The following is a 26,672-nucleotide window of genomic DNA, read 5'->3' as shown; positions in this document are numbered from 1 at the left end:
GCCCGGGATATGACGCTCCGCCCGGTCGGCCTCAGGCCGTCGCCCCGGGATGTGCGCGCGCGGCGGGCTCGGGCCCGCGCTTGAGCGAGCGGATCCGATCGCGGATCCGGGCCGCCTCCTCGAAGTCGAGCCGCTCCGCGGCCAGGCGCATCTCCTCCTCCAGGTTCGCGATCAGCAGCGGCATCCGGTCCTTCCAGCGCTTGCCGAGGCCCGACACGGACAGATCTCCGGAAGGGACCTCCTCTTCCGGCGCGAGCAACGATCGGACCTCCTTGACCACGGTCTCCGGCACGATGCCGTGCGCGGCGTTGAACGCGAGCTGGCTCTCCCGGCGGCGGGTCATCTCCGCGATCGCGCGCGCCATCGAGCCGGTCGTGCGATCGGCGTACAGCACGACCTTGCCCTCGACGTTGCGGCTCGCGCGGCCCGCGGTCTGCACGATCGACGTCTCGCTGCGCAGGTACCCTTCCTTGTCGGCGTCCAGGATCGCCACGAAGCTGACCTCCGGGAGATCCAGCCCCTCTCGCAGCAGGTTGATCCCGACGAGGACGTCGAACCGGCCGACGCGCAGGTCGCGGAGGACCTCGACTCGCTTGAGCGTCTCGACCTCGGAGTGGAGGTACCGGACCCGGAAGCCGGCGTTGGCGAGGTAGTTCGACAGCTCCTCGGACGTCGCTTTCGTCAGCGTGGTGACGAGCGCCCGCCCACCGGACTCGACGCTCCGGCGGAGCTCGGCCATCAGGTCGGCGATGTGCCCCTTGAGGGGCCGGACCTCGACCGGCGGGTCCACCAGACCGGTCGGCCGGATGACCTGCTCGACGAGGCCCTTCGAGACCTTCCGCTCGAACGGTCCCGGAGTCGCGGAGACGAACAGGAGCTCGGGCGCGCGCTCGAGGAACTCGGGGAACTTGAGCGGCCGGTTATCGCGGCACGACGGGAGGCGCCAGCCGAACTCGACGAGGTTGTCCTTGCGGGCGCGGTCGCCCTTGTACATCCCCTGGAGCTGGGGGATCGTGACGTGCGATTCGTCCAGGAACACCAAGCGATCGTCCGGGAAGAAATCCATCAACGTGTACGGGGGCTCGCCGGGCCGGCGACCGGAGAAGTACCGGGCGTAGTTCTCGATCCCCGAGCAGTAGCCGGTCTCGCGGATCATCTCGAGGTCGTAGTCGACGCGGCCGTTGAGACGCTGGGCCTCGACGATCTTCTCCTCGCGCCGCAGCTCTCGGACCCGCGCCTCCTTCTCCCGCCCGATCTCCGCGAGGATCCCGCGCATCCGCTCGTCGATCGTCAGGAAGTGGGTCGCCGGGAAGATCGCGAGGCGATCGAGGTCTCGGACATCCTCCTGCGTGACGGGGTCGAGCTCGGAGATCGATCCGATCGCGCTCCCGTCGAGGACCACGCGATGGATCGTCTCGCCGGCCCCCATCACGTCGACGGTGCCCCCGCGGACCCGGAATCGCCCGCGCTTCAGCTCGACGTCGTTGCGCCGGTACTTCATGCGGACGAGGCCGCTCAACAGCTCCTGCCGCAGGATCTTCTGCCCGACGGCGAGTTCGATCACCGAGGCCCGGTAGTCCTCGGGCGAGCCGAGGCCGAAGATGCAGCTGACCGAAGCGACGATCAGGACGTCTCGCCGGGTCAGCAGCGCCTGGGTCGCGCGGTGGCGAAGGCGGTCGATCTCCTCGTTGATCGACGCGTCCTTCTCGACGTACAGGTCGATCTGGGGGACGTACGCCTCGGGCTGATAGTAGTCGTAGTAGCTCACGAAGTACTCGACGGCGTTGCGGGGGAACAGCGCGCGGAACTCGCTCACGAGCTGGGCCGCCAGCGTCTTGTTCGGGCTCACGACCAGCGTCGGGCGCTGCAGGCGCGCGATCGCGTGGGCCATCGTGAAGGTCTTGCCGCTGCCCGTCACGCCGAGGAGCGTGACGTACTTCTCGCCACGCTCCACGCGTCGTACGAGCTCATCGATCGCTTTCGGCTGGTCGCCCTGGGGGACGAGGTCGGTCTCGAGCTCGAAGCGCCCCGGCAGCTCGGGCGGGCTCGGTCGGGCGCGCTCGAGCGTCATCGCGCCGCCGGCCGGCGAGCGGCGACCGGGTAGCCGAGCGGGTCGATGCGGACGGGCGCGAAGCCGAGCCCCTCGATGGCCTGCACGACTTGCGAGGCGAGGGGCTCGGTGGTCAGGCGCGGGACGTCGAACGGATCCACCTCGATCCGGGCCGCGCCGGCGCTCACGCGCACCCGCACCCGGCGGAACCCCCGGGCGCGGATCCACGCCTCGCCCGCCGCGATGCGATCCAGGAGCTCCCGGGAGATCGGCTCGCCGTGCGCGATCCGGGACGCGAGGCAGGCATCCGACGGCTCGTCCCAGTTCTCGAGGCCGCGGGCGCGCGCGACGCGGCGGACCTCCGCTTTGCCCCAGCCGGCCCACGCCAGCGGATGGTCGAAGCCCGCCGCGTCCATGGCCCGGAGACCGGGGCGCTCCACCGCGAGGTCGTCCCCCTGGATCCCGTCGAGGTACTGGGCCACCTCGCGGCGTTCCCCTTCCCCGCGGAGCACGGAGGTCTCGATCGACCGACAGAAGTAGCAGCGGTTCGGAGGGTTCGCCCGGTACTCCGCGTTGGAGAGCGGATCGACGGAGAGCACCACGTGCTCGATCCCGATCGATCGGGCCACCCGACCCGCGCGCGCGACCTCGGGCGGGGCAACCGCCGGTCCGGCGAGGGTGACGGCGACGGACCTCCGGCCGAGCGCTTCCCACGCCAGCGAGGCGACGAGGGACGAGTCGACCCCGCCCGAGAGCGCCACGAGGGCGCCCCCGCCCTCCGCGAGGCGTCGGACGAGCGCGTCCGCGGACCGGAGTGCCGACCGGGGGGCGAGGACCGTTCCCATGGAAGGACCGCGCCCATTCCGCGGTCGGAAAAACGGTTGTCGCCCGTCCGGAGCGCGGGCGCCCGGCTCCTGCGTCCGCGCCCTTCGAGCGCGCGCCGGCAAACGGTTTGTGTCCGGGGCGCTCGGTCTCCGCGTGCAGAGCCTTAGGGACGGTACCCGCTGGATGCTGCGGCTCGACGACGGGCAGGACCTGTTCGACGCGCTCGACGCGTTCGCCCGTCACGAGGAGATCGGCGCCGCCGCGATCGTCTCGGGGATCGGGATGTTCCGCAGCGCCGCGTTCGGCTACTGGGACGGGCATGAGTACCGCCCGCAGGAGTTGAGCGTTCCCCACGAGGTCGTCGCGCTCCACGGCTCCATCGCGCAGTCGGACGGCCGCCCCTCGATCCACCTGCACGGCGCGGTGGCCGGCCCGGATCACCGCCTGGTCGGCGGCCACCTGCTCCGGGCGACGGTCGGAGTGCTGCAGGAGATCGTGATCGAGGTATTCCCCGGCCGCACGTTCGGCCGACCGTTCGTCGAGAGCTGGGGCCTGCGGATGCTCGACCTCGAGCCGGGCGACCATCCCTGAGCCCGCCGACACCCCTTTGCGCTCCCTCGGACTCGAACGGACCGCGATCATGGCCAGCGACGCGACCGCTACGCTCTCGGGGATCGACTCCCGCCTCGCCGACGCGATGGGTCGGCGAGGGATCCGTGCGTACACGGAGATCCAGCGCCTCGCGCTGCCGCTACTCGCGGGGGCCGACGACGCCCTGTTGATATCGCCGACCGGGACCGGCAAGACCGAGGCGGCGATCCTCCCCCTGCTCTCACAGCGACTCGCGAGTCCGTCGCCCCCGATCTCGACCCTCTACGTCACGCCGCTGCGGGCGCTCAACCGCGATCTCGAGCACCGCCTGGTGTCGATCGCGCGCGAGGTCGGGCTCACGGCCGCGGTCCGTCACGGGGACACGACCGCGGCCGCGCGGCTCGCGCAGTCGAAGTCGCCCCCCGACCTCCTGCTCACGACCCCCGAGACGCTGCAGATCCTGCTCGTCGGGCGGCGGCTGCGCGAGGGCCTGCGCCACGTCCGCACGGTGATCGTCGACGAGATCCACGAGCTCGTCGGCTCGGACCGGGGCGCCCAGCTCGCGCTGACGCTCGAACGACTGGACGCCTGGACGGGCCGGTCCGTGCGGCGGATCGGTCTGTCGGCCACCGTCGGCAATCCGCAGGAGGTGGCGCGGTTCCTCGCGCCGGCGCCTCGCTCGATCGAGGTGCGGGCGGCCCGGGAGCCCCGCGAGCTCGAGCTCGAGGCCCGACGCCCGGACCCCGGCGCGCCCCCGCTCGCGCCCGAACTCGCGCGCGAACTGAAGGCCGACGCGACCCTGCTCGCCGGTCTTCGGGCCGTCGAAGGGGAGATCCGGGCCCACCGCACGACCCTCGTATTCGTCAATACCCGACCGACGGCGGAAGGCCTCGCCGCCCGGCTGCAGCGCCTCGCGCCGGATCTCGCGATCGCCGTCCACCACGGCTCGCTCTCGCGCGAGGTCCGGGAGGAGGCCGAGCACGCGTTCCGCGAGGGCCGCCTTCGGGCGCTCGTCGCCACGTCGTCGCTCGAGCTCGGGATCGACATCGGGGCGATCGACCACGTGGTCCAGTTCGGCTCGCCGCACCAGGTCGGTCGCCTCGTCCAGCGCGTGGGACGCTCGGGTCACCGGCAGGACGGGACGATCCACGGCGTCGTGATCTCCCTGGACGACGACGATCTCGAAGAGGCCGCGGTCCTCGCCCGACGCGCCGACGCCGGCGAGATCGAGCCGGTCACCTGGCGGACGTCCAATCGTCTGGCCGCGGCGCAGCAGATCGTCGCGACCCTGCGCGCGGAGGGATCGGTCGATGCGGACCGGCTGATCGCGATGCTGCGACGGGCCGCGCCGGTCCGCGAGCTCTCCGAGACCGAGTGGCGGCGGCTGATCGGATACCTCGTCGACCTCAAGCTCGCCCGAGCCGAGGACGGGCGTCTCACCTCCGGGCGGGCGACGCTGCCGCGGTTCTACGCCTCGCTGTCGCTGATACCGGACGAGCGGACGTACCGCCTGCGCGACCTGGCGACCCGGCGACTGATCGGCACGCTGGACGAGCGCTTCGTCCTGACCCAGATCCTCGCCGAGCCCGAGGAGATCTTCCTCCTGCACGGCCGCACCTGGAAGGTCGTGGAGTACCGGGACGGCGAGCTCCTGGTCGAGACGGTCAACGAGATCGGGCGCGAGCCGCGGTGGGCCGGCGAGGACCTGCCCGTCCCGTACGACGTCGCGCAGGAGATCGGGCGCCTGCGTCGGGACGGTGCGTTCGACCGCTACCCCCTGCCGCCCGGCGATCGGGCGCGCCTCGCGGACCGCCGGGCGGCCGCGCTCGCGGCCGACACCTTGCCGACCGATGAGCGCCTGACCGTCACCGCGCGGGGGCGCCTCGTCGTCTACGGCGCCTGCTTCGGCACGCGAACGAACGAGACCCTCGCGCTCGCGGCCGCCGGGCTGCTCACCGCCCGCCTCGGGGCACGGGCCACCGTGGCGGCCGTCGAGCCGACCTGGTTCGTGCTCGAGCTTCCGATCGCCGCCGACGACGCGACCCTCGTCGACGCCGTCCGCCTCGACCCGTCGGCGCTGAGCCCCCTCATCGAGCGACTCGTCCCGTCGGGTCTCGAGTACCGCTGGGTGTTCCTCGCGGTCGCCCGCAAGCTCGGCGTCCTGCCCGAGTCGGCCGACCCGCGGGACCTGCGCACTCTCGAGCCGCTCCTCGAGGCGGCGGCGACGAGCCCGCTGGGCGACGAGGTGCTCGAGAAGACGCTCCACGACCGCTTCGACCTCGCCCACGCCGAAGCCGTGCTCGAGCGCATCGGCTCCGGGGCGATCGCCGTCACGCCGGCCGCCCCGAGCGCGCTCACCGACGGTCCTCTCGAGCGGCTCGGATGGAAGACGCTCCCCGATCGGCCGCCCCCGACGCTGCTCAAGGCGATCCGCGAGCGCCTCGAGCACGAGCGTCTCGACCTCGTCTGCCTGCGCTGCGGGTTCGTCCGGTCGACGACCCCGGCCCGTTACCGGACGGAGGGAGGCAGCCGGTGCCTGCTCTGCCACGGGTCGCTCAGCGCGGTCCTCTCCCCTCGGCGACCGGAGGAGGTCCAGCGCCTTTCGCGCTACGCGCGCGCGAAGTGGAAGCCGGCCGGCCGATCGGGCGGGCGCGCGCGCCGGCGCGAGCGCCCGCCCGGCCCGGAGCTCGCCGCGCTGGTCCGGACCGGCTACACGAGCGCGGAGCTCGTGGCCCACTACGGCGAGCGGGCCCTCTTCGCTCTCGCGGCCCGCGGGATCGGGCCTGAGACCGCCCGGCGGCTGTTGATGCGCCTCTACCGGGACGACGACGCGTTCTTCACGGAGATCCTGCGGGCGGAGCGGAGCTACGCCCGGACCCGGGCGTTCTGGGACTGACCGACGCGCCGGCCAGACCCTCGCGACGGCCGCCCGGGGCGAGCGCGCGCGCGGCCGCCTCGACCTCCTCGCGCGGGGCGTCGGTGCGGAACCCCTCGGCGCGGGCGTGGGTGCGCGCCGCCCGGTAGCCGCGGTCCCTCAGCCGCTCGAACAGCGCGGCACGGGACGGTGGGGATGCGAGCCCGAGCGCGCGGGACAGCTCGTTCGGCTCGTAGTAGAACGGGACGTCCGCCGCGAGCTCCTCCCGCACGCGGTCGAGGAACGTGGCCGTGGAACGCGGTTCGGCGGCCGCCATCGGCACCTCGAGCCGACGAACGAGCGACGCGTCGAACAGGGGCCCCAGCCACAGCGGGCCGTACGGCCCGCGCTCGCCGAGTCGGGGTCCGTGCCAGAACGCCGGGACGATCGCGGCGATCGGCCCGGGCGTGTCCTCCCCGCCCTCCGTGACCTCGACGTAGGCCCGGACGTGGTGGTCGCGCACGTAGGCGAGGACCGGCCGCACGCGACGACCGAGCGAGCGGGCCTGGTGCGCGAGATAACCGAGCAGGATGCGCAACCCGCCTTCCGGGCCGAGGCGGCCGCGCACCGGACGCGCCCCGTAGCGCGCCTCGGCCGCACCGGGCTGGACGCCGGCGAGGACCATCATATCGGTCGCGGTCACGGCCAGCAGCCCGCCCGGACGGACCGCGCGCAGCGCCGTGCCGAGGAACGGCACCGGCGAGCCGTATGGGTCGACGTCGACGTAGTCGAAGGGCGCCTCCCCCGGGAGACCGCGCCCGTCCCGCTCGGCGGCGACCGCGCCCGCGACGCGGCCGGCGTTGCGGCGCAGGACCTCGGCCGCGGTGGGGTTCGCCTCGGTGAGCAGGAACCGGTCGAACGCGGCGCTCTCGCGCACGAGGCGCAGACCCCGCACGCCGGTCGCGGCGGTCACCTCCCAACCGGTCCGGCCGCCGGCGAGACCGGCCCAGGCGCGGACCAGGCTGACGCCGAGGTCCCGGTCGCCGGCCATCGCCGGGTTGTAGAAGACCGGTGATCGCGCCCGTGGCCCACGGCCCGGGGGCGCCGGCGGCAGCTCGAGCTCGGTGCCGCCCTCGCGCGAGAGGCTCAGTGGGAGCGGCCCGTGATGAGGTGCACGATCTTGAACGCGAGGAGGTTCTTGTTGATCGGCGTGACCTCGAGCAGGCGTAATTCGTCCCTCCGCCGGATATCCTGGAGCAACGGGTTGCGGGACTTCTTGTGCAGGGTCATCACAATCGACTTCTTGGCGTCGAGGGTCTCGACCACGCTCTGGGTGAACGGCTCGCTCTCGACCTCCATCTTGCCGACCTCGTCGATGACGATCACGTCCGCTTCCTCCCGCGCCTCCGCGAGCGCGCGGGTCCCGAGGCCCTCGAGGGCGCCGAGATTGACCCCGTAGCGCCCGGAGCGGATCCGCGACTTGAGCCCCTCGTGGGCGAACACCTCGTGCTCCTTGGTCAGCCAGTTGGTGATCTGGAAGCCCGCGCGACGCTGCTTCTCGACGATCGGCTCGGTGACCATGCCGCCGACCTTCACCCCCTCCTCCTCGAGGAGCTCGATGATCCGCAGCAGGGTCTGCGTCTTCCCCGAGCCCGGGAGGCCCGTGATACCTATCTTGACCGGAGGGGAGAGTCGACGCGGCACGGGAACTCCCTGTTAATGGGCCTTCTAGGGCGGTATGCAATAAGAGCGTATCCCCGCCTCCGGGGTTGAAACGGGGGCGAGACGGCTGCCGCACGCGCTCCAGGACGACCCGGGACCGGTCTATCCGGCCCGAGAAGACTCCCGGCTCTTGCTGCCGTTCGCTGACGTGCCCGCGGGCTCGACGCTGCTCGAGATCGGATGTGGGGCCGGTGACGCCTCGTTGCGGGCGGCCCATGGCGGCGCCCGGGTCGTCGCGACGGACCTGAATCCCCACGCGCTGCGTTCGCTGCGCGATCGGGCGCGAGCGCTGGGGCTCTCGGTCGCCGCGGTCCGCACCGACCTCGCCCGGGGCCTCGGACGCTTCGACCGCGTGCTCGCCAACCCGCCCTACCTGCCCACGGCCCCCGGGCAGCGCGACCCGGACCGCTGGCACAACCTCGCGCTCGACGGCGGCCCGGACGGCAGCCGCACGACCGCGCGCCTGGTCCGCGGCCTCGCCCGCCACCTGTCGCGCGGGGGCGTGGCGTTCCTCGTGGTCTCCTCGCGGCAGGACCCGCGGGCCCTCGCTCGCATCCGACGGCGCTGGACGAACGCCGGAGGCCGGGTGCGGACGGTCGCGACGCGCCGGCTCGAGGGCGAGCGCCTCGGACTCTGGCGCCTCAGCCGCGGCGCGGTCGTCAGCCCGCGCGGGCGCGCTCGGCGTGTCGGACGATCGCCTCGAGGAATCGATGGCCGTCGCCGACCCCCTCGGGCCCGCCGTTCCTCGTCCAGTCCGGTGCCTGCGCGCGGAAGAACGCGCGCTCGGGGTGCGGCATCAGCCCGAAGACGTTCCCCTCCGGGTTCGTGAGGCCCGCGACGTTGCCGTCCGAGCCGTTCGGGTTCCACGGATAGCTCGCCTCGGTGCCATCGGGCGCGACCCAGCGGAAGAGGATCTGCCCGGCCTCGGCGAGCTCGCGCCGCCGCGCGGCGGCGTCCCCGGAGAGGACCAGCTTTCCTTCGGCGTGCGCGGACGGGAAGAGGAAGCGCGTGCCCTTCGCGACCGCCCGGAGCGGCGGGAACTTCCCGCCCTCCCAGGCGACGAACGTCGGCCGGCACTCGAAGTGGCCGGAATCGTTCGTCATGAGGACCGCGTCGGGCGGCCCCAGTCGGCCACCGGGCCGGCCGGGGAGGAGCCCAAGCTCGACCACGACCTGGAAGCCGTTGCAGATGCCGCCGACGAGCCGCCCGGAGCGCACGAACGCCTCGAGCGAGTCGCCGATCGCGGCGCGGACCCGCGCCGCGAGGATCGCTCCGGCGCGCACGTAATCGCCGCCGGAGAAACCGCCGGGCACGAACAGCGCGTCATAGTCATCGAGCCGCCGTCGCTCCTCCGGGGCGACGTCGCGGTCGGCGAGCTGCCGGAGCTGGACGATCTCGGGTCGGGCACCGAGGTTCGCGAGGGCGACGGCCAGCTCCTGGTCGCAGTTCGTTCCTTCGATGGCAAGGATCGCGATCGACAGCTGGGTCCGGGCCACGGCCGGCGAGCGGTCGGCGGGGCTTAACCGTTCCTCGCGGCCGAAGGTCCGGGGCCCAGCGGCGGGTCGAGGAAGTGGACCGAAAGGCGCGATCCGGCCCGGACGACGCGGCGGCCTGGCGGCAGGATCGCGTAGGCGGTCGCCCCCTCCATGCTCGTGATCACCGACGAGCCCCGGAACGTCGAGAACGCCCGGCCGCCGCGGAAGGCGAGCGGCACGACCGTCGCGAGCCCGGGGGTCGGGGCGACGGCGTCGCTGCCCAGGATCGCGGACCCGTCCGTCCACCCCGGACCCGGGCGACGGCCCAGCTTGCGGATCACCGGCAGCACGAGCCAGTACATGTTCACGAGCGACGAGGTGGGGTGGCCGGGCATGCCGACGATCACCGTGCGACCGGCCCGTGCCGCCAGCGTCGGCTTGCCGGCCCGGACGGCGATCCCGTGGAAGAGCACTCGGCCGAACCGGGGGAGGATCCGCGGCAGGTGGTCGCGTTCGCCCACGGAGCTGCCGCCGGTCGCCAGCACGAGGTCCGCGCCCCGCCGCGCGCGGCGCAGGGCGCGCACGATGCGCTCCGGCTCGTCCGGGACCGGCGGCAGGGGCCAGGCGATCCCGCCCGCCGCCGCGACGACCGCCGAGAGGATCGCGTTGTTGCTCTCGTAGATGCGGCCGGTGCGTCCGCGGGCGCCCGGGGCGAGGAGCTCGTTGCCGTTGGGAACGATCGCGACCACCGGGCGGGCGTAGACGCGAATCCTCGGGATCCCGCAGGCCGCAAGGGTCCCGAGCCGGGTCGCGGTGAGCTCGGCCCCCCGGTGCACCAGCAGGCGGCCGCGCGGGAAGTCATGTCCCGGCTGGGAGAAGCGCTCGCCGCGACCCACGGGCCGGCGCAGCCGGATCCGATCGCCGCGCTGTTCGACGTCCTCGAAGATCACGACCGTGTCGGCGCCGCGCGGCATCGCGCCGCCCGTCGCGATCGCGACGCACGTGCCGGGCCGCAAGGTACCCCGGAACGCCTCCTCCGCGAACACCTCGCCGACGATCGCGAGCGTCACGGGCCGGTCCCGGGAGGCGCGGCGGCTGTCGGCACTCCGGAGCGCGTAGCCGTCCCACGTGGCGCGCGAGAACGCCGGGACCGGCCGGGGGGCGCGGACCGACTCGGCCGCGATCCGGCCGAATGCGTCGGTCAGGAGGACCCGCTCGGTCCGGGCGATCGGGCGGGTCGCGGCGAGCAGCTGCTGTCGCGCGCGCCTCACCGAGGTGAGGTGGCGAAAGGCGTGCATCTTCATCGTCGGAGCTCCGGGCGCAAAGGACCCTCCTCCAGGCCGCGCGCGGCAGCGCCTACGCCGGCGCGCAGACATCCGGTGAGGTCGTGGCCGGCAAACCACGCGGCGTAGAATCCGCCCCGGAACCGATCACCGGCCCCGACCACCGAGCCCACGTGCCGGACCGGTCGGGCCGGCACGTGGACGGTGCCGGTGCGAGAAAACGCGCTCGCGCCCCGCGGGCCCTCCGTCCGCACTACGAGGGGGACCTTCGCCGCGAGCGCGCGCGGTCCGGGCAGGTCGAGCTTCGCGGCGATCCGGGCGATCTCCGCTCGATTCCCGAAGACGATCTCGGCGTCGCGGAGCAGCCGGGCGAGCCGGCGCGCGTCCCAGCGGTAGTACACCTCCTGCGCCGGGTCGGCCGCGATGCGGACGCCCGTCGCGCGCGCTTGCCTGGCGACCCCCAATTGGAGATCGGGCGGTCCCGTGGTGAGGTGCACCCAGGCATACTCCCCGATCCATGGCCAGGAAAGGCCCTGCGCCCGGATCCCGTCGGCCATCGCCCCCTGGGCCATCAGCGTCCGTTGGGCACCGCCGGGCTCCTCGAGGACGTAGGCCGTGGGGGTCGGAACGCCTCGCAGCGACGTGAGCCCCCGCAGGTCGATGCCGTCGCGCCGCAGCTGGCGTCGGAACGACTCGGGGAACGCGTCGCCGAGGCGGGCGATGAGCCCGGTCCGCACCCCGTAGTGGCTCGCAGTGCGCGCGATCGTGCCGGCCGTTCCCCCGAGAACCACGCGTTCGCGGAGCACCGGGACGGTTCGATCCGGAGGAGGGAACCGGGGCAGGGAGAAGAACCGGTCGACGTTGACGTGACCCGAGACGAGCAGCTCGCGCGGCCGCTCGCGGAGCGCCTCGGCCATAGCCTGTCGCCGCGCGCTAGCCCTCGCCTCGCATAGCCCTTCGGGCACGCGGGACGCTGTTATGCCCTCCTGCCGCTCCGGCGGCGGTCGATGCTCGTCGACGGCGCGATCCTCGACGCGGAGGGAGCCCGGTCGGGCTACGTGCGGCTGCGCGAGGGCCGGGTCGTTGAGGTCGGTGCTCGCGGGACCGACTCGCGGCGCGGGCGGGAGCGCCGGATCCGGGGCATCGTGGTGCCCGCGCCGGTCAACAGTCACACGCACCTCGGCGACGCGGTCTCGACACGAGAACCGCCAGCGGGCCCGGTCGCTTCCCTCGTCCGCCCACCGCACGGCTACAAGTTCCGGCTGCTCGCGGAGGCGACGCGCGCCGCGAAGTTCGCGGCGCTGCGCGGGGCCCTCGAGCGAATGGTCCACGACGGGGTGGCGGCGGCCGTCGACTTCCGGGAGGAGGGCGTCGCGGGCGTTCGGCTCCTGCGCGAGGCCGCGCGGACGTCGGGGCTGCGGGTCGTGATCCTCGGCCGCCCGATCGCCCGCCCCGTCGACCCGCGGGAGCTCGCGGGGCTGCTGGCGGTGGGGGACGGCGTGGGGCTCTCGAGCGCGCTCGAGGAGTCCCTCGCGACGCGCGACACCGTCGCGCGGGCGTGTCGGCGGGCGGGTAAGCCGTTCGGACTGCACGCCAGCGAGGCCCGGCGCGAAGCCCCGGACTCCTTCCTCCGTCCACGACCGGACCTCGTTATCCATCTCGCGCATGCGACCCCGGACGATCTGGCAGCGGTGCGCGACGCGCGCGTCGCGGTCGCCGTCTGCCCCCGATCGAATGCGCTGTTCGGCCGCCAGCCGGACCTGCGAGCGATGGAGCGGCTCGGGGTCTCGATGCTGCTCGGCACCGACAACGCGATGTTCCACGCGCCGTCGATCTGGCGCGAGCTCGAGTTCGCGTACGTCGCGACCCGGCTGCGACGGCGGCCGGTCTCCGCCGCGTTCCTCGCGCGCAGCGCGCTCGTGGAGCCGTGGCGCTGGCTCGGTGAACCCGAGGCGGCACGGGTGGCGCCCGGCACGCCGGTCCGGCCCCTCGTCCTGCGGCTGCCGCCCGACGACCCGGCCTACCAGGTCGTCACGCGCACCACCGAACATCTTATCGTCCCGGTCGCGCCCCGGCCCGTCCGCGCCGGAGGCGCCGGATGAAGAGCGACGAACTGTTCGCGCTGCTGCGCCGTCGCGGCGTGCTCTGGCCCACCGCCGAGATCTACGGGGGCGCGCAGGGCCTCTACGACTACGGGCCCCTAGGTGCCGCGCTCAAGCGGCGGGTGGAGGAGGCCTGGGTCGCCTGGTTCGCGGGGCTCTCGCACGACTATCACGTCATCGAGCCGGCGGAGATCCTGCCCGAGGCCGTCGTCCGCGCGTCGGGCCATCTCGAGAACTTCACCGACCCCGAGATCACGTGCGAGAACTGCCATGCCCACTTCCGGGCGGAGACGATCCTAGAGAAGGTGCGACCCGAGGGCGTCGACGGGCTCTCGCCCGTGGAGATCGGCGAGATCGTGCACGCCCGAGAACTCAAGTGCCCGAACTGCGGCTCGAGCGCGCTCAGCGTCCCCCGCTCGTTCAACCTGATGTTCGGCGTCGACTTCGGCGTCACCGGAAAGGAGCGGGCCTACCTGCGGCCCGAGACCGCCCAGAGCAGCTATCTCGCGTTCGCCCGGATGTGGGACGTCGGCCGCCGGGCCCTCCCGCTCGGGATCGCGGTCGTCGGGAAGGCCTACCGCAACGAGATCGCGCCGCGGCAGGTCCTGTTCCGGATGAGGGCGTTCACGCAGGCAGAGCTCCAGATCTTCTTCGACCCCGCCCACTTCCCCCTGCCCTTCGAGCGGGTCCGGGACGAGCGGCTCCCGCTCCTGCGGGTCGCGCGACGCACGGCCGGGGAGGAAACGCCGGAGTGGGTCGCCGCCGGCGAGCTCGCGGGCCCGGGGGGCCTGCCCGAGTTCTACGTCTACCACCTCGTCCACACGTTCCGCTTCTTCCGCGACGTGCTGCGCGTGCCCCCCGAGAGGATCCGCCTGTTCGAGAAATCCGACAGCGAACGGGCGTTCTACAACCGGATCCAGTTCGACGTCGAGGTCCAGCTGGAGAGCCTGGGCGGCTTCAAGGAGCTCGGCGCCGTCCACTACCGGGGCGACTACGATCTCTCCCGGCACGGGCAGGGCTCGGGCCGCGACCTCTCCGTGACGCTCCACGGAGGCGCCAAGGTGCTCCCGCACGTCCTCGAGCTCACCTTCGGGGTCGACCGCAACGTCTGGGCGCTCGCCGACGTCCACCTGGCGCGGGAGGGCGAGCGGACGGTCTGGCACCTGCCGCCGTACCTTGCGCCGCTCGCCGCCGGCGTCTTTCCCCTGATGGAAAAGGAGCACGCCGCCTACGCGCTCCGCGTCGCCGACGGGCTCGCCGCAGCCGGCATCGCGAGCGGATACGATGATGCGGGGGCGATCGGCCGGCGCTACGCCCGGATGGACGAGGCCGGCACGCCGTTCTGCGTGACGGTGGACGGCCGGACGGTCGCCGACGGTCCCGACCGGGACACGGTCACGCTGCGCGACCGAGATTCGAAGGCACAGGAGCGCCTGCCGGTCGGCGAGCTCGCCGCGCGGATCCGGCCGGCGATCCTGCCGCCGCGCCCGCCTCGCGCGTGACCGGCCACCGTGCGTCGTTCGGTTTGACCGAACAACGGATATACCTCGCTCCGACGTAGTTCCCCATCGATGGCCGCCGGCGGAGGCGCCCCACCGCCCACGAGCGGGTTGACGCCGCTCCAGCATCGCCAGTCGCGCTGGCTGGGCCAGGGCTACGCGGACATCACCAAGCTGCGCGAGCGCTCCGCCCACCACGACCGGCTCGCCGCGCGCTTCCAGCAGCGCGCCTCGCGGATCAACACCAAGATCGAGCGGCTCCGCCACCAGTCGACAGTGCTGCGGGAGAAGGCCCAGCGCGTGCTCGCCGAGATCCCCGAGATCGAGCAGCAGATGAAGCAGCACGAACGGGACATCGAGGCCGGCACGAGCCGCGCCGGCGGGGCGCCCGTCGGCTCCGACGTCACCAACCTCCACTACCGGGTCCGCAAGCTGCAGCAGAAGGTCGTCGACCGCCAGCACAAGGCGCGGGCCCTCGAGCTCAAGGCCGCGCAGAAGACGCAGAAGACCGCCGAACTCAAGGTCAAGGTGGACCGGTACCTGGAGAGCGCCCGGCTCCAGGAGCAGGAGGCGCTCGCGTACCGACAGCGCGCCGACCGGCTCCAGCTGGTCACCGAGAAGGACGTCGCCGGGAACCTGGGCGGTGCGCCGCCGCCTCCGCCCCCGGCCGACGCCGGCTCCCGCGCGCCATGAAACTGATCGTCACGGTCGGCATGCCCGGCTCGGGCAAGGACGAGCTGATCGAGGTCGCGCGTGGCATGGGGCTCGCGACCCTGAAGATGGGCGACCTCGTGCGCGACGAGACCCGGCGCCGCGGGCTCGGGCTCACGAACGCCAACGTCGGCCGGGTCGCCTCGGAGGAGCGCGACAAGCACGGCCCCGGGGTCTGGGCGCAGCGGGCCCTCCCGAAGCTGACCGAGACCCGGATGCTCGTCGACGGCTGCCGGTCGGACAGCGAGATCTCGGTCTTCCGCCACCACTTCGGCGACCTGTTCGTCCTCGGGATCTTCGCGTCGCCCGAGACCCGGTACAATCGCCTGAGCGCCCGCCAGCGCTCCGACGACGTCGACCTACAGGACTTCTACGACCGGGACCGGCGGGAGCTCAAGTGGGGGATCGGCAACGCCTTCGCGCTGGCCGACGGGATGATCGTCAACGAGGGCTCGCTCGACGAGTTCCGCCGCCTGGCGCGCACCACGCTCGAGCGGGTCCTCGCGCGGGACGACGGCGACTGAGCGACGGGTCGCGCGGTGGCCTACGGGTCGCCGAGGCGCTCGGGCTCGCGGCCCGTGAGGAGCTCGCGCACGAGCGGGAAACGCTCCCGGTCCACCACGACCGCGATCCGGCCCCGCCCCTGCGCGAGCCGACGGGCCCCGCGGACGAGATGCCCGTCTCGCGAGCGCGCGAACGCACGGGATCCCCGTCCGCCCGCCACGCTCTGGTCCCAGGCGAGCGCGAACTCGTCCGGGCTCGAAGGGGCCGGCGGATTGCGGCCGGTCGAGCGCTCGCGCACGGTGCGTCGGACGAGCTCGACGTACCCGATGTGCTCGGCGAACATCTCGGCGCTCGCGTCCTCGCTCGGGTCGAGCGCCTCGATCGGTAGCGCGCGTTCGTCGGCCCAGGCGATCAGGTCGATGAACGACGGGTTCGGCACGCGCACGCGGCCGAAGCGGGAGAGGCCCCGGACCTCCCCGGTCTCGTTGGAGGTGAGCGGGACGACCGGCTCGGCGTCCGACGCGACGAAGTAGCGGCGCAGGCTCGCCACCTCCTCGGTCGACAGGCCGATCCCGACCGCGGTCGGGGCGTGGCCATCGACGGCGGCGAGGACACGCGGGCTCTCCGACTCGAGGCCCCGCACGGCCCCCACCAGGAGGAGCGCGCGACCGGGACCGAGCGGTTCGGCGATCACCGGCCTTCGCGCGCGGCGATCTCGTCGAGGAAGTCGTCCGGATCGCGGTGGCGCTTGAGCTCGTTCACCGACAGGATCGGAAGGCCCTGGATCGAGGCGCGGTGGACCGCCTCGCGAACGATGAACATCGCGTGGCCCTCCGCGACGCGCGCGAGGCTCTGCAGCACCTCGGCGCGGTGGAGCGCGGCGCGCAGGCTGCCGGTCGACGCGAGCAGGATCTCCGGCGTGCGCGCCAGGGCGTCGAACGGGGCCCGCACCGTCACGACGACCTCGAGGCCCATGCCGTCGAGCTGCTCGATCACGTGGTCCCGCAGGGCGTCGCCGGTCCGCGGCGGTCGCCGTGGGGCCGGGGCGACGCCCGTGGCCTCGGGGTCGCTCGCCCCGCCGGCCAGGCGCGCGCTCGGCCGCTTCGGCTCGAACAGCTCGATCGGACGGACGATCGGCTCGCCCAGGAATCCCTCGATCCGGTCGATCACCTCGATCTCCGCGCCGGCGCCCTCCTCGTAGAGCTGGATCGCCCGACGCGAGACACCCGCGATGCCGGCGAGCGCGCCGAGCGAGAGCCCGCGGTGCAGGCGCAGCCACCTTAGCCGCTCGCCATCGACCCGGGCGAACGTTCCGCCGGGGCTCGCGTACAGGAAGGGCGGGAGCGCCTTGTCGAGGTACTCCTGGAGGGTCGACTGGCTGATGATCGGGACCCCATAGCGGGTGTAGACGACGCCGGCGTCGAGCTCCGAGGTGCCGGACGCCTGGCCGACCACGAGCACGATCGCCGGGAACAGGCGACCGAGCTCGAGCAGCCGGGTGGCCTCTTCGCCATCGAGCGCGTCGATGTTCTTGAGCACCTTGACGAGCAGGAGCGTGGCGTCGCGGCGGGCGGCGAGATCGAAGCTCGACGGCCGGACCCCGTGCGTGTCGGACACGTAGAAGCCGGCCCGCTCGAGCGTCTCGCGGACCTGTTCGATCCAGCGCTCTCGGGACCGGGGCATCGACGAACCTCGAGATATCCATCTGGGCCGTCTATAAGAGCGGACCCGCTGCACGTCCTCGGGGGTCGGGGGTCCGGGCCGTGGCGCGCGCGAACCGCCGGGCTCCCACCGTCGACGGCCCCGCGCGACCGGTGCCGGACGCCCCCGCCCTGCTCCTGGGCGGGCCCCACGACGGTGGGCCGACGCTCGTGGTCGCCGACCTTCACCTCGGCCTCGGGGGCACGGCGGAGCGGCCCGGCGGTCCCCCGGGGGGGTCCGCCGATGAGCTCGCGGACCGGCTCCTCGGCCTTCTCGACCATTCCCGGGCGGAACGATTGCTCGTCGCCGGCGACGTAAAGCACCCGATCGTCGGGGTGCCGCGCACCCTGCGGCCGGTCCTCTTCGACTTCTTCGCCCGGCTCCTCGGGGCGAGCGCCGCGGTCGGGGTGATCCTGGGCAACCACGACGTCGGACTCGTCCCCCATCTACCGCGCGAGGTCGAGGTGCATGGTCCGACGGGAACGGTGCGGGCCGGCACCGGCGTCTTCCACGGCCACCGCTGGCCCTCGAACGAGGTCCTGGCCTGCGCTCGGCTCGTGACGGGCCACCTCCATCCCGGGTTCCGACTGGCACCCACGCCGGAGCACCCCCTCGGGAAGCGTCCGTGCTGGGTGCGCGTGGAGCGGGACCCGCCACCGCGCGGGAACCGGAGAGGGCGACGACACGCGGAGATCCGTGCGCAGGAGATCGTCGTGGTGCCCGCCTTCAATCCGCTCGCCGGGCTCGAAGCGCTGAACCGGGAGCGGCCGGCGCGGGGCCGCTCGTTCCTGGTCGGCCGGTTCCTGTCCCTCGGCCGGGCCCGCGCCTATCTGCTCGACGGGACCGACCTCGGCCCCGTCCTCACCCGCTCGCCCGTCCCCGCGCGAGCCGCGGCGCGATCTCGGAGGGCTCCGTGATCGGGGGCGCGCACGCGGATCCGAAGCAGACGAGCGCCCGGGCTTCCTTCGGCCGTTCGGCGACGCGGAGCGCCTCGGGCAGCGAGAACGGCTCGGGCGGGGTCCCGCGGAAGACCCAGACGTTCGGGTGCCAGGCCCGGCGCGCGGCCGTCACCAGTCGATCCGCGGCGGCGCCCTCGCCCTCGATGACGACCGTCGCCGGCTCCGTCATCGAGAGGCCGGCGGCGAGCGCCGAGCCGGCCGCGAACAGGCCGGCCCCGGCGATCCGCGTGGCGATCGGCGGAAGGAGCGCATCGGCCGTCGCGCGCCAGCGCTCGTCGTGGACCAGCGAGGACAATCGATAGCCGGCGAGCGCGGCGGCGGCGTTCGCGGCCAGGTGGGGGCTGTCCTCGAGCGGGTAGCTCGGGACGGCGAGCGACGGCATCTCCGCGCCGTCGTAGAGACGGGGGGCGATGTCGCGCAGGAGCCCGTCCTCGCCGCGGAACTCCCGGTCGACGAGCTCGAGAAGGGCGATCGCCGGTGCGACGTAGCGCGGGTCGACCGTCGCTCCCGCGAGCTCGACGAGCCCGCCCGCCACCGCGACCTGGTCCTCGAGCAGACCCCAGCCGCTCGGGCCGGACGGGTCGAGCCGGTGGGCGGCGCCCTCGCCCGGACGCACCGCCTCGCGCAGGAAGCGGTCCGCGGCGCGCCGGGCGTCCGCGAGCACCGTGGGGTCGCTCGCGAGCGACCCGGCCCGGGCGAGGGCGCCGATGAACCGACCGTTGAGGTCGGCGTACAGGGCGCGGTCCACGGAGGGCGTCGGCCGGAGCGCCCGCCGCGCGGCCAGGCGCTCGATGACCCGCGCGAGCACCGCCTCCGCGGGACCGGAAAGCGTGAGCCCACTCGCGGCTTCGGCGGTGGGGATCGCGCGGAAGAGGACGTTGCGCTCGGGGTCGTGGGGCATCCGGCCGTCGGTGCCGATCCCGAACAGCCGGGTGGCGAAGCGCAGTTCGTCCCCCGCGAGCGCTTCCTTCAGCTCTGCGCGGCTCCATGTGAAGTAGTCCCCATCGTCGCCCGGGGCATTGTCGGCATCTTGACTGGCGCCGAAGCCGCCCGCGGGGTCCGCGAGGACGCCGCGGACCCAGCCGAGGATCCCACCGACCGTCTGCTCGAGCCGAGGTTCGGCGAAGCGTTGCGCCCCCTCGACGTAGGCGCCGAGGAGGGCCGCGTTGTCGACCGCCATCTTCTCGAAGTGCGGGATGTGCCATCCCTCGTCGACCGAGTAGCGGTGGAATCCTCCGCCGATCTGGTCGTAGACGCCGCCCTCCGCCATGCGCACGAGCGTGTCGCGGGCCCGGTCGGCGCTGGCGGCCACGCCGTTCGCGAACGCATCCCAGAGCAGTAGGGAGACTCCGGTCGGATGCGGGAACTTCGGGGCACCCCCGAAGCCGCCGTGGACCGGGTCGTACGACGACAGCAGATCCGCTCGTACCGCGCCGATGAACTCGACGAGCGCGACCTCGCGGGGCGCGCGCCGGGCGCGCATCCGCTCGAGCGCGCCCCGGATCCCCTCGGCGTTCTCGCGGATCCGCTCGGGCTCCTCCTGCCAGAGGCGCGCGACCTCCTTCAGGACCCGTCGGAAGCCCGGGCGCCCGTGGCCGTCGGTCGGCGGGAAGTAGGTCCCGCCGAGGAACACTTCCCCGTCGTGCGTGAGGAAGCCGGTGAGCGGCCAACCGCCCTCACCCGTCAGGGCTCCGACCTGGCGCTGGTAGCGCCGATCGACCTCCGGGTGCTGATCGCGGTCGACCTTCACGGCGACGAAGTGCGTGGAGAGCAGGCGCGCGACCTCGGGGTCGGAGTAGGTACCTTCGTCCATCACGTGGCACCAGTGGCACCAGGAGGCTCCGATGTCGAGGAGGATCGGACGACCGGTGCGCCGCGCGAGCTCGAAGGGCTCAGGGCCCCACGGATACCAGTCGATCGGCTGCTCGGCGGCGGCGCGGAGGTAGGAGGAGCCTTCGCGCGCGAGCCGCGAGGACCCTCGACTCCGATCGGGGGGCGCGGGCTCCGGCTCCGTCACGGCCGGTACGGCCACGCGGCGCTCTTACCCTTGTCGACGCGGCGCGACCGGCACGCCGACGCCCGAGCGACGAGGCGTAACCGGCTATCGGCCGCGTTACTGCCCGGGGCCCCGTTATAAAGGGGACCCGAGTGCCCGCCGCGAGGCGCACCGATGGAGATGCAACCCGGCCAGATGGCCTACGACCGGGCGATCACGGTCTTCTCTCCCGACGGTCGACTGTTCCAGGTCGAGTATGCGCGCGAGGCGGTCCGCCGCGGCGCGACGACCGCCGGCGTCGTCTATGCCGATGGGGTGGTCCTGATCGCCGACCGGCGGATACCGAACCCGAAGCTGGCCGAGGCCGCGAGCCTGGAGAAGATCCACGAGATCGACGAGCACGTCGCCTGCGCGACCGCCGGCCTGGTCGCGGATGCGCGGGTGCTGGTCGATTACGCGCGGCTGGTCGCCCAGGTGAACCGCGTGACCTACGCGGAATCGATGGCGGTCGAGCTCCTCGTTCGGCGCATCTGCGACTACAAGCAGCAGTACACCCAGTTCGGTGGGGTCCGACCGTTCGGCACGGCCCTGTTGGTCGGCGGTTACGACGACACGGGAATCCACCTGTTCGAGACGGAGCCGTCCGGCTCGCTGACGAGCTTCCGTGCGGCGAGCACCGGCGGCAACAAGGGGCCGGTCATGGACCTCTTCGAGCAGAAGTACCGCGCGGGCCTGGACCGCGACGGTGCGATCCTGCTCGCGCTCGAGGGCCTGCGAGCAGGGCTCGACGAGGGCGGGAGCCTCGCCCAGGTCGAGGTCTGCACGGTCGAGCCCGCCCGGGGGATGGTCCGCCTGGCCACGGACGACATCCAGAAGTACGTCGCGCGGCTCCCCGGCACCGGCTCCGCCGGCAAGGGCGCGAAGTCCTAGTCGGGCGGCGCGCCGGGAGAGGCGCCGATGGTCAAGGTCGAGGATGCGGTGATCGCCCGCTGGGAGACCGGCGGCTCGCGCTTCGAGGTCCTCGTCGACCCCGAGGCCGTCCAGGCGATCAAGGACGGCAAGGTTGTCGATCTCGCCGACAAGCTGGCCCTCGACCAGGTCTTCAAGGACGCGAAGAAGGGCGACAAGATCTCCGAGGAGCACCTGGAGCGGACGTTCCACACGCGGAGCCTTGCCGAGATCGCCAAGCAGATCGTGCTGAAGGGCGAGGTCCAGATCACCACGGAGCAGCGGCACCGCCTGCAGGAGGCGAAGCGGCGGCAGATCGTCGCGACCATCGCCCGCAACGCCATGAACCCGCAGACCGGCGCCCCGCACCCGAGCGCGCGGATCGAGGCCGCGATGGTCGAGGCGAAGGTCCACGTCGACCCGTTCCGGCCCGTCGATGCGCAGGTGCAGGAGGTCCTCGCGAAACTCCGCCCGCTGTTGCCGATCCGCCTGGACGTCGTGAAGGTCCGCGTGAAGCTCCCCGCGCAGCACTACCCGCGGGTGATCGGCGACCTGAAGGGGCTCGGCCGGCTGCTCGACGAGCAGTGGCTGGGCGACGGCTCGTGGAGCGGGATCCTGGAGATCCCCGCCGGTGTGCAGACGGAGCTCTACGAGAGGCTCAACGCGCGCACGCGCGGCGCCGCCGAGACCGCGTTAGTTAAATAGGCCACCTCCGTCGCGCGGCCCGGTGCAGCACGTACAATGGCTCGAGGTCATCGTCCCGGCCCCCGCCGGCACGGCCGCGAGGGCTCGGCCCCGCCGGTCGCGGGGGGCCGTACTCTAGTTCTACCCGGGGAGGAGCTCCCGAGCCGCGGCCTCAAGCCCGGTCCGGGAACCTACCGCGTCGGCGGACGCGTCTACGCGAGCGTCCTGGGCCTGTTGTCGCCGCGACCGCCGTTCGTCCGGGTGATCCCACTGTCGGGGCGCTACATCCCGAAGCCGACCGATGTCGTCCTCGGAACCGTCACGGACGTGCAGGGCACCTTCTGGCTGCTCGACATCGGCGCGCCGCGCTGGGCGCCGCTGCACATGACCGGGACACCGTGGAAGATCGAGGTCGGCGAGACCGAGCAGTTCCTGCGGGTCGGGGACGCGGTCGTGGTGCAGGTGGAGAACCTGGACGCGACCGGGCGCATCGGCGTCACGATGAACGGCGAGGGACTCGGCAAGCTCGAGGGCGGCACGATCGTCAGCATCTCGCCGGCCCGCGTCCCCCGGGTCGTCGGGCGGGGCGGCTCGATGATCCAGACGATCCTCCAGCGGACCGGCGCGAAGATGGTCGTCGGGGAGAACGGCCGGATCTGGGTCGACGGCGATCCCGCCGCGATCGAGCGGGTCCGCGACGTGCTCCGCATGATCGACGAAGAGGGCCACCGCAGCGGGCTGACCGAGCGGGTCGATAGCTACCTGCGCTCGACCGGGCCCACGGCCGAGGAGGGCCCGCACGACCCGCTCTCCGAGAGCGCGCGGCGGGACGCTCCCGAGCCCCCGTTCCGCTCGAGTCCGCCCGAGGATCGGGACCCCGACCTCGATCTCGACCCGGAGCCCTCGGAGGGCACCGAGACCGAGTGACGTTCCAGGAGGTATCAACGATGGGAAGTGTGGGAGCCAAGGAGGTGCCGGTGCTGCTGAGCCCCGAGGGGCTCCGGATCGACGGGCGACGCGTCGACGAGCTGCGCGCGATCCGGATCCGGGCGGGGGCGCTCCATCACGCCGACGGTTCGGCGTTCGTGGAGTGGGGAGCGAACAAGGTGATGGCCGCGGTCTACGGGCCGCGGGAGGTGCACCCTCGCCACCTCCAGCAGAACACGAAGGCCGTCATCCAGTGCAAGTACAACATGGCCGCCTTCAGCGTCGACGAGCGCAAGCGGCCCGGCCTCGACCGCCGATCCCAGGAGATCAGCAAGGTGATCGCGGAGGCGCTCGAGAGCGTGGTGTTCGTCGAGGAATTCCCCCGCACGAGCATCGACGTCTATATCGAGGTACTGCAGGCCAACGCCGGCACCCGGTGCGCGGGGATCGTCGCCGCCTCGGTCGCGCTCGCGGACGCGGGCATCCCGATGGTCGACCTCCTGCCCGCGGTCGCCGTCGGCAAGGCCGGCGGCGCGATCGTCCTCGACCTCAAGAAGGAAGAGGACAACTTCGGCGAGGCGGACCTTCCGATGGCGATCGTCCCGCAGTCCGGCCGGCTCGTGCTCCTCCAGATGGAGGGCCACCTGACGCGCGAGGAACTCGCCCAGGCGCTCGATCTCGGCGTCGCCGGCTGCCGCCACCTCCACGACCTCATGAAGCAGGCGTTGCGCGAGCGCTACGCGAGCGCGCCGACGGAGACGGCGGCATGAGCGAAGAGGTCACGGCCGAGATCCTGACGACGCACATCCTCGAGCTCGCCGGGAGCGGCAAGCGCCTCGACGGCCGGGGCGCCGACGAGTACCGGCCGATCTCGGTCGAGCCGGGCTTCGTGGTGACCGCGGACGGCTCGGGGCTCGTCCGCATCGGCGACACCACGGCCGTCGCGGGCATCAAGCTGGAGCCGGGCAAACCGTTCCCCGACACGCCGAACGCCGGCGTGCTGACCACGAACGCCGAGCTCGTGCCCCTCTCCAGCCCGATCTTCGAGCCCGGGCCCCCCCAGCCGGGCGCGATCGAGGTCTCCCGGGTCGTCGATCGCGCGATCCGCGCGGCGGAGACGATCGACCTGACGCGGCTGTGCGTCACCCCCGGCGAGAAGAGCTGGGTCTGCTACGTCGATGTTCACATCCTCGACCACGGCGGGAACCTCATCGACGCCTCGCTCCTCGCCGCGCTGACGGCCCTCACCCACACCGTCGTGCCGGCCCAGCGCTTCGGCATCGCCGACGCCGATTTTCCCCTCGAAGTCCGCCACCAGCCGGTCGAGTGCACCTTCGTGCGGCTCGGCGACGCGATCGTCGTCGACCCGACGTTCGACGAGGAGCGGGCCTGCCAGGGTCGGATCACGGTGGCGACCGACGAAGCCGGACAGATCGTCGCGATGCAGAAGGGACTGATCGGTGCGTTCTCCCCCGACGACGTGAAGTCGGTCGTCGAGCGGGCGTTCCGCCACGGTGACCGGATGCGCGCGATCGCGACGGGGAAGGGCGCATGAGCAAGCGGACGAAGAAGGTCGGCCGGACTGGCTGGATGGGGCCGCGCTACGGGATCCGGATCCGCCGCCGCGTGCTCGAGATCGACCGGAACCGATCGCGGAACGCGCCGTGCCCTCGCTGCTCGACGTCGACGCTCCACCGGGTCGCGAGCGGCATCTTCGAGTGCCGGCGGTGCGGGACGCGCTTCGCCTCGAACGCCTACGTCTTCGCTCCGCCGCCGCCGATCACGCGAACGGAGAAGGACGCCGGCGGCGGCAAGGCTTAAGCCCGCGGGCCCGCTCGAACGGTCTCCATGTTCCGCTGCATCCGGTGCGGGGAAGCCCTCCCCTCCGACGCGAACCTCTTCGGCGTGCGGTGCGACAACTGCGGTGGGAAGATCTTCACCAAGGAGCACCCGAACGTCAAGAAGGTGCTGAAGGCCCGCTAGGCGGCGCGGGCACGGCGCTCTGGATCTCGATCCAAATCCCGTCCGGGTCCTCGACGAACCCGATCCAGTAGCGGTCGCGCTCGAGCCAGGGCTCGATCGCGATCCGGGCCCCCATCGCGCGCAGGCGCTCGATGACCGCCCGGGCGTCGGGGACCTCGACGCCGAGGTGGTCGAGCCCCTCCCCGACCGAGTAGGGGGACGCGTACGGCGAGTCCGGCGGATAGACGTTCAACTCGAGCTGAAAGTGGGTCGACGGATCCTCGAGGCCGACGAAGGTGCCGCCGTGGCTCATCGTGCCGCGTCCGCGCTCGACCAGCCCGAGCCCGTCGCGGTAGAAGCGCAGGGAACGCTCGAGGTCGGTCACCCGAAGACCGGTATACACGAATCCCATCGGATCCCCCGGCCCCGGCACGGGCCGGGGTGTTCCCCGCACAGCGCGAAACCCCTAAGGCGCGAGCGCTCGTGGCCCGGCGTGGGCCGGGCGACGGTCACCTTTCTCGGCGGCGTGCGCGAGATCGGTGGCAACAAGATCCTCATCGAGGACGGCCCGGACCGCGTCCTGTTCGACTTCGGACCGTCGTTCTCGCGCCGCGCGCAGGAGTTCTACGTGAACTACCTCCGACCCCGATCGACCTGCCCGGCGAAGGACCTCCTCGAATTCGACCTGATCCCCGCCCTGCCGGGTCTGTACTCGCGGGCCGCGCTGGCCGACGCCGAGCTCGCCTACCGGCCGCCGGAGGTGCACGCGGTGTTCGTCAGCCACGCGCACGCCGACCACGCCGGCTACCTCCACCTCCTCGATCCGGAGATCCCGGTCCACGTCGGCGAGGGGACCAAGACGCTGCTCGACGCGATCGAGACGTCGACGACCCAGATGCGCTACGGCGAGCATCCGTGGCGGCTCTTCCACGGCGGGGAGCGGATCCGCGTCGGCGGCATCGAGGTCGTACCGTTCCCCGTCGACCACTCGATCCCGTTCGCCTTCGGCTTCCTCGTGCGCACCTCCGAGGGAAGCCTCGCGTACACGGGGGACTTCCGCGCGCACGGTCCGCGGGCCGCCGATACCCTTGCGTTCGTCGCGGCGGCCACCCAGGAGCGGGTCGACGGGCTCCTCATCGAGGGCACGCGGGCCGGCCCCGACGCGCGCGCGAACCTGAGCGAGGCGGGGGTGCGGGAGGGCGTGGACCGGATCCTCGCGTCGGAAGAGCGTCTCGCGCTCGCGTGCACCTACCCGCGCGACGTCGACCGCCTCGTCACGCTCCACACCGCGGCGCTGGCCGCGGACCGAGAGCTCGTCGTCTCGGCCCGCACCGCGCATCTCCTGAGCGCGGTGGCGCCCCGGTTCCGGGCCGGATCGATACCGGTCCCGGGCCGCGCCGAGGGTCTACGGGTCTACGCCCGCAAGAAGCAGCGATCGTCGCTCTGGGAGCGCCCGTACCTCGAGACCGCGCTGTCGGCCGAGGAAGTGCGCGGCCAAGGACGCCGCTACCTGCTCGCGCTGGACCTCCCGCACTTCGCCGAGCTGATCGACCTGCGACCCCCGCGCGGCGCCCCCTTCGTCCACTCGATGAGCGAGCCGTTCAGCGAGGACGACGTCGACGATCGGGTGCTCCACAACTGGCTCGATCACTTCGGGCTCGCGTTCCACCAGATGCACGCGAGCGGCCACGCCTCGGCGCCCGAGCTCGCCGACATCGTCCGCTCGGTCGCGCCCCGCTCGGTCTACCCGATCCACACCGAGCATCCGGAAGCGTTCGGGTCCGCCGACGTCCCCGTGCGCGCTCCCGAGCTCGGGAGAGCCTACCGCATCGGGAGCGCGGCGCGCGCTCCGAGCCATTAAGGCGCCTCGACCCTCTCG

The 26,672-nt window shown here is 72.9% G+C and carries 26 protein-coding genes; 15 read left to right on the top strand and 11 right to left on the bottom strand.

Translation table 11 applies throughout. The features are described from left to right. Positions 1–31: 31 nt before the first annotated feature. Both uvrB and larE read right to left on the bottom strand, forming a co-directional pair. Positions 32–2,071 carry an excinuclease ABC subunit UvrB gene (gene uvrB, locus VEL82_08175; protein HXW67832.1) on the bottom strand — a complete coding sequence of 680 codons (2,040 nt, stop codon included), beginning with the start codon at positions 2,069–2,071 and terminating at the stop codon, positions 32–34. Then, on the bottom strand, positions 2,068–2,895 hold the full coding sequence (gene larE, locus VEL82_08170; protein HXW67831.1) for an ATP-dependent sacrificial sulfur transferase LarE: 828 nt from the start codon (positions 2,893–2,895) through the stop codon (positions 2,068–2,070). Before larE ends, uvrB begins: the two co-directional genes overlap by 4 nt. Before the next feature lie 133 nt (positions 2,896–3,028). On the opposite strand from larE, the gene VEL82_08165 reads away from it, so the two are divergent. Further along, entirely contained in the window at positions 3,029–3,466 is a 438-nt protein-coding gene (locus VEL82_08165; protein HXW67830.1) for a PPC domain-containing DNA-binding protein, read from the top strand. 49 nt (positions 3,467–3,515) lie between these two features. After that, positions 3,516–6,362, top strand: coding sequence for a DEAD/DEAH box helicase (locus VEL82_08160; GenBank protein HXW67829.1), 2,847 nt, complete (start codon positions 3,516–3,518; stop codon positions 6,360–6,362). Here the strand turns inward: VEL82_08160 and VEL82_08155 are convergent. From VEL82_08155 to VEL82_08135, 5 genes are all read right to left on the bottom strand, one after another. Beyond that, positions 6,304–7,434: a hypothetical protein gene (locus tag VEL82_08155; protein HXW67828.1), complete on the bottom strand. Its 1,131-nt coding sequence runs from the start codon at positions 7,432–7,434 to the stop codon at positions 6,304–6,306. The genes VEL82_08160 and VEL82_08155 overlap by 59 nt on opposite strands. A gap of 32 nt (positions 7,435–7,466) precedes the next feature. Further along, entirely contained in the window at positions 7,467–8,024 is a 558-nt protein-coding gene (locus VEL82_08150) for an NTPase (GenBank protein ID HXW67827.1), read from the bottom strand. Between the two features lie 677 nt (positions 8,025–8,701). Beyond that, positions 8,702–9,538, bottom strand: coding sequence for a phosphoribosylformylglycinamidine synthase I (gene purQ / locus VEL82_08145; GenBank protein ID HXW67826.1), 837 nt, complete (start codon positions 9,536–9,538; stop codon positions 8,702–8,704). Positions 9,539–9,561: 23 nt separating this feature from the next. Next, positions 9,562–10,821 carry a molybdopterin molybdotransferase MoeA gene (locus tag VEL82_08140; protein ID HXW67825.1) on the bottom strand — a complete coding sequence of 420 codons (1,260 nt, stop codon included), beginning with the start codon at positions 10,819–10,821 and terminating at the stop codon, positions 9,562–9,564. Continuing rightward, positions 10,818–11,717, bottom strand: coding sequence for a PfkB family carbohydrate kinase (locus VEL82_08135; GenBank protein HXW67824.1), 900 nt, complete (start codon positions 11,715–11,717; stop codon positions 10,818–10,820). The genes VEL82_08140 and VEL82_08135 overlap by 4 nt, the downstream gene beginning before the upstream one ends. A gap of 90 nt (positions 11,718–11,807) precedes the next feature. Between VEL82_08135 and VEL82_08130 the strand changes: the two genes are divergently transcribed. The 4 genes from VEL82_08130 (at position 11,808) to VEL82_08115 (ending at position 15,636) form a co-directional block, all read left to right on the top strand. Then, positions 11,808–12,902: an amidohydrolase family protein gene (locus VEL82_08130; protein ID HXW67823.1), complete on the top strand. Its 1,095-nt coding sequence runs from the start codon at positions 11,808–11,810 to the stop codon at positions 12,900–12,902. Further along, positions 12,899–14,404 (top strand): glycine--tRNA ligase, encoded by a 1,506-nt coding sequence (locus VEL82_08125; GenBank protein HXW67822.1) that lies wholly within the window; start codon positions 12,899–12,901, stop codon positions 14,402–14,404. The genes VEL82_08130 and VEL82_08125 overlap by 4 nt, the downstream gene beginning before the upstream one ends. Positions 14,405–14,473: 69 nt before the next feature. Further along, positions 14,474–15,094 (top strand): hypothetical protein, encoded by a 621-nt coding sequence (locus tag VEL82_08120; protein ID HXW67821.1) that lies wholly within the window; start codon positions 14,474–14,476, stop codon positions 15,092–15,094. After that, a complete protein-coding gene (locus VEL82_08115) occupies positions 15,091–15,636 on the top strand; it encodes an AAA family ATPase (GenBank protein HXW67820.1) in 546 nt (181 codons plus the stop codon). The genes VEL82_08120 and VEL82_08115 overlap by 4 nt, the downstream gene beginning before the upstream one ends. A gap of 20 nt (positions 15,637–15,656) precedes the next feature. Here VEL82_08115 and VEL82_08110 read toward each other — a convergent pair whose 3' ends face one another. Both VEL82_08110 and VEL82_08105 read right to left on the bottom strand, forming a co-directional pair. Further along, positions 15,657–16,310: a hypothetical protein gene (locus VEL82_08110; protein HXW67819.1), complete on the bottom strand. Its 654-nt coding sequence runs from the start codon at positions 16,308–16,310 to the stop codon at positions 15,657–15,659. Further along, positions 16,307–17,299 carry a helix-turn-helix domain-containing protein gene (locus tag VEL82_08105; GenBank protein ID HXW67818.1) on the bottom strand — a complete coding sequence of 331 codons (993 nt, stop codon included), beginning with the start codon at positions 17,297–17,299 and terminating at the stop codon, positions 16,307–16,309. Before VEL82_08105 ends, VEL82_08110 begins: the two co-directional genes overlap by 4 nt. Before the next feature lie 80 nt (positions 17,300–17,379). On the opposite strand from VEL82_08105, the gene VEL82_08100 reads away from it, so the two are divergent. Next, on the top strand, positions 17,380–18,234 hold the full coding sequence (locus VEL82_08100; protein HXW67817.1) for a hypothetical protein: 855 nt from the start codon (positions 17,380–17,382) through the stop codon (positions 18,232–18,234). On the opposite strand, the gene VEL82_08095 is transcribed toward VEL82_08100, so the two are convergent. Beyond that, positions 18,179–20,293 carry a thioredoxin domain-containing protein gene (locus VEL82_08095; GenBank protein HXW67816.1) on the bottom strand — a complete coding sequence of 705 codons (2,115 nt, stop codon included), beginning with the start codon at positions 20,291–20,293 and terminating at the stop codon, positions 18,179–18,181. The genes VEL82_08100 and VEL82_08095 overlap by 56 nt on opposite strands. Positions 20,294–20,446: 153 nt before the next feature. Between VEL82_08095 and psmA the strand changes: the two genes are divergently transcribed. Genes psmA through VEL82_08060 form a run of 7 tightly spaced genes read left to right on the top strand, consistent with a single transcriptional unit; the run spans position 20,447 to position 24,814 of the window. Continuing rightward, positions 20,447–21,202, top strand: a complete 756-nt coding sequence (gene psmA, locus VEL82_08090) for an archaeal proteasome endopeptidase complex subunit alpha (GenBank protein ID HXW67815.1) — start codon at positions 20,447–20,449, stop codon at positions 21,200–21,202. Between the two features lie 27 nt (positions 21,203–21,229). Beyond that, on the top strand, positions 21,230–21,925 hold the full coding sequence (locus VEL82_08085) for a ribosome assembly factor SBDS (protein ID HXW67814.1): 696 nt from the start codon (positions 21,230–21,232) through the stop codon (positions 21,923–21,925). A 36-nt stretch (positions 21,926–21,961) separates the two neighbouring features. Then, complete coding sequence (gene rrp4 / locus VEL82_08080; GenBank protein ID HXW67813.1) at positions 21,962–22,831, top strand: exosome complex RNA-binding protein Rrp4; 870 nt, start codon at positions 21,962–21,964, stop codon at positions 22,829–22,831. Positions 22,832–22,851: 20 nt separating this feature from the next. Beyond that, positions 22,852–23,601, top strand: coding sequence for an exosome complex exonuclease Rrp41 (gene rrp41 / locus VEL82_08075; protein HXW67812.1), 750 nt, complete (start codon positions 22,852–22,854; stop codon positions 23,599–23,601). After that, positions 23,598–24,386, top strand: coding sequence for an exosome complex protein Rrp42 (gene rrp42 / locus VEL82_08070; protein HXW67811.1), 789 nt, complete (start codon positions 23,598–23,600; stop codon positions 24,384–24,386). Before rrp41 ends, rrp42 begins: the two co-directional genes overlap by 4 nt. Beyond that, positions 24,383–24,652 (top strand): 50S ribosomal protein L37ae, encoded by a 270-nt coding sequence (rpl37ae, locus tag VEL82_08065; GenBank protein HXW67810.1) that lies wholly within the window; start codon positions 24,383–24,385, stop codon positions 24,650–24,652. The genes rrp42 and rpl37ae overlap by 4 nt, the downstream gene beginning before the upstream one ends. Before the next feature lie 27 nt (positions 24,653–24,679). After that, positions 24,680–24,814 (top strand): DNA-directed RNA polymerase subunit P, encoded by a 135-nt coding sequence (locus VEL82_08060; GenBank protein HXW67809.1) that lies wholly within the window; start codon positions 24,680–24,682, stop codon positions 24,812–24,814. Here the strand turns inward: VEL82_08060 and VEL82_08055 are convergent. Then, on the bottom strand, positions 24,789–25,205 hold the full coding sequence (locus tag VEL82_08055) for a VOC family protein (protein HXW67808.1): 417 nt from the start codon (positions 25,203–25,205) through the stop codon (positions 24,789–24,791). The two genes, VEL82_08060 and VEL82_08055, sit on opposite strands and share 26 nt — an antisense overlap. 81 nt (positions 25,206–25,286) lie before the next feature. On the opposite strand from VEL82_08055, the gene VEL82_08050 reads away from it, so the two are divergent. Beyond that, the gene (locus VEL82_08050) at positions 25,287–26,654 is read left to right on the top strand and encodes an MBL fold metallo-hydrolase (GenBank protein HXW67807.1); all 1,368 of its coding nucleotides are present in this window, start codon (positions 25,287–25,289) and stop codon (positions 26,652–26,654) included. The last annotated feature ends 18 nt before the right edge of the window (positions 26,655–26,672 follow it).

The organism is Thermoplasmata archaeon, from assembly GCA_035622275.1.
Lineage (GTDB): Archaea > Thermoplasmatota > Thermoplasmata > Lutacidiplasmatales > UBA184 > Lutacidiplasma.
The sequence above is the reverse complement of the archived record's forward strand: the minus strand, read 5'-3'. Positions and strand labels throughout refer to the sequence as shown.

Bases quoted from the DNA above. Each gene is read 5' to 3' on its own strand.
- uvrB (HXW67832.1), bottom strand. From the start codon at position 2,071: ATGACGCTCGAGCGCGCCCGACCGAGCCCGCCCGAGCTGCCGGGGCGC.
- larE (HXW67831.1), bottom strand. From the start codon at position 2,895: ATGGGAACGGTCCTCGCCCCCCGGTCGGCACTCCGGTCCGCGGACGCG.
- VEL82_08160 (HXW67829.1), top strand. From the start codon at position 3,516: ATGGCCAGCGACGCGACCGCTACGCTCTCGGGGATCGACTCCCGCCTC.
- VEL82_08140 (HXW67825.1), bottom strand. From the start codon at position 10,821: ATGAAGATGCACGCCTTTCGCCACCTCACCTCGGTGAGGCGCGCGCGA.
- VEL82_08135 (HXW67824.1), bottom strand. From the start codon at position 11,717: ATGGCCGAGGCGCTCCGCGAGCGGCCGCGCGAGCTGCTCGTCTCGGGT.
- VEL82_08130 (HXW67823.1), top strand. From the start codon at position 11,808: ATGCTCGTCGACGGCGCGATCCTCGACGCGGAGGGAGCCCGGTCGGGC.
- VEL82_08125 (HXW67822.1), top strand. From the start codon at position 12,899: ATGAAGAGCGACGAACTGTTCGCGCTGCTGCGCCGTCGCGGCGTGCTC.
- VEL82_08120 (HXW67821.1), top strand. From the start codon at position 14,474: ATGGCCGCCGGCGGAGGCGCCCCACCGCCCACGAGCGGGTTGACGCCG.
- VEL82_08115 (HXW67820.1), top strand. From the start codon at position 15,091: ATGAAACTGATCGTCACGGTCGGCATGCCCGGCTCGGGCAAGGACGAG.
- VEL82_08105 (HXW67818.1), bottom strand. From the start codon at position 17,299: ATGCCCCGGTCCCGAGAGCGCTGGATCGAACAGGTCCGCGAGACGCTC.
- psmA (HXW67815.1), top strand. From the start codon at position 20,447: ATGGAGATGCAACCCGGCCAGATGGCCTACGACCGGGCGATCACGGTC.
- VEL82_08085 (HXW67814.1), top strand. From the start codon at position 21,230: ATGGTCAAGGTCGAGGATGCGGTGATCGCCCGCTGGGAGACCGGCGGC.
- rrp4 (HXW67813.1), top strand. From the start codon at position 21,962: ATGGCTCGAGGTCATCGTCCCGGCCCCCGCCGGCACGGCCGCGAGGGC.
- rrp41 (HXW67812.1), top strand. From the start codon at position 22,852: ATGGGAAGTGTGGGAGCCAAGGAGGTGCCGGTGCTGCTGAGCCCCGAG.
- rrp42 (HXW67811.1), top strand. From the start codon at position 23,598: ATGAGCGAAGAGGTCACGGCCGAGATCCTGACGACGCACATCCTCGAG.
- rpl37ae (HXW67810.1), top strand. From the start codon at position 24,383: ATGAGCAAGCGGACGAAGAAGGTCGGCCGGACTGGCTGGATGGGGCCG.
- VEL82_08060 (HXW67809.1), top strand. From the start codon at position 24,680: ATGTTCCGCTGCATCCGGTGCGGGGAAGCCCTCCCCTCCGACGCGAAC.
- VEL82_08055 (HXW67808.1), bottom strand. From the start codon at position 25,205: ATGGGATTCGTGTATACCGGTCTTCGGGTGACCGACCTCGAGCGTTCC.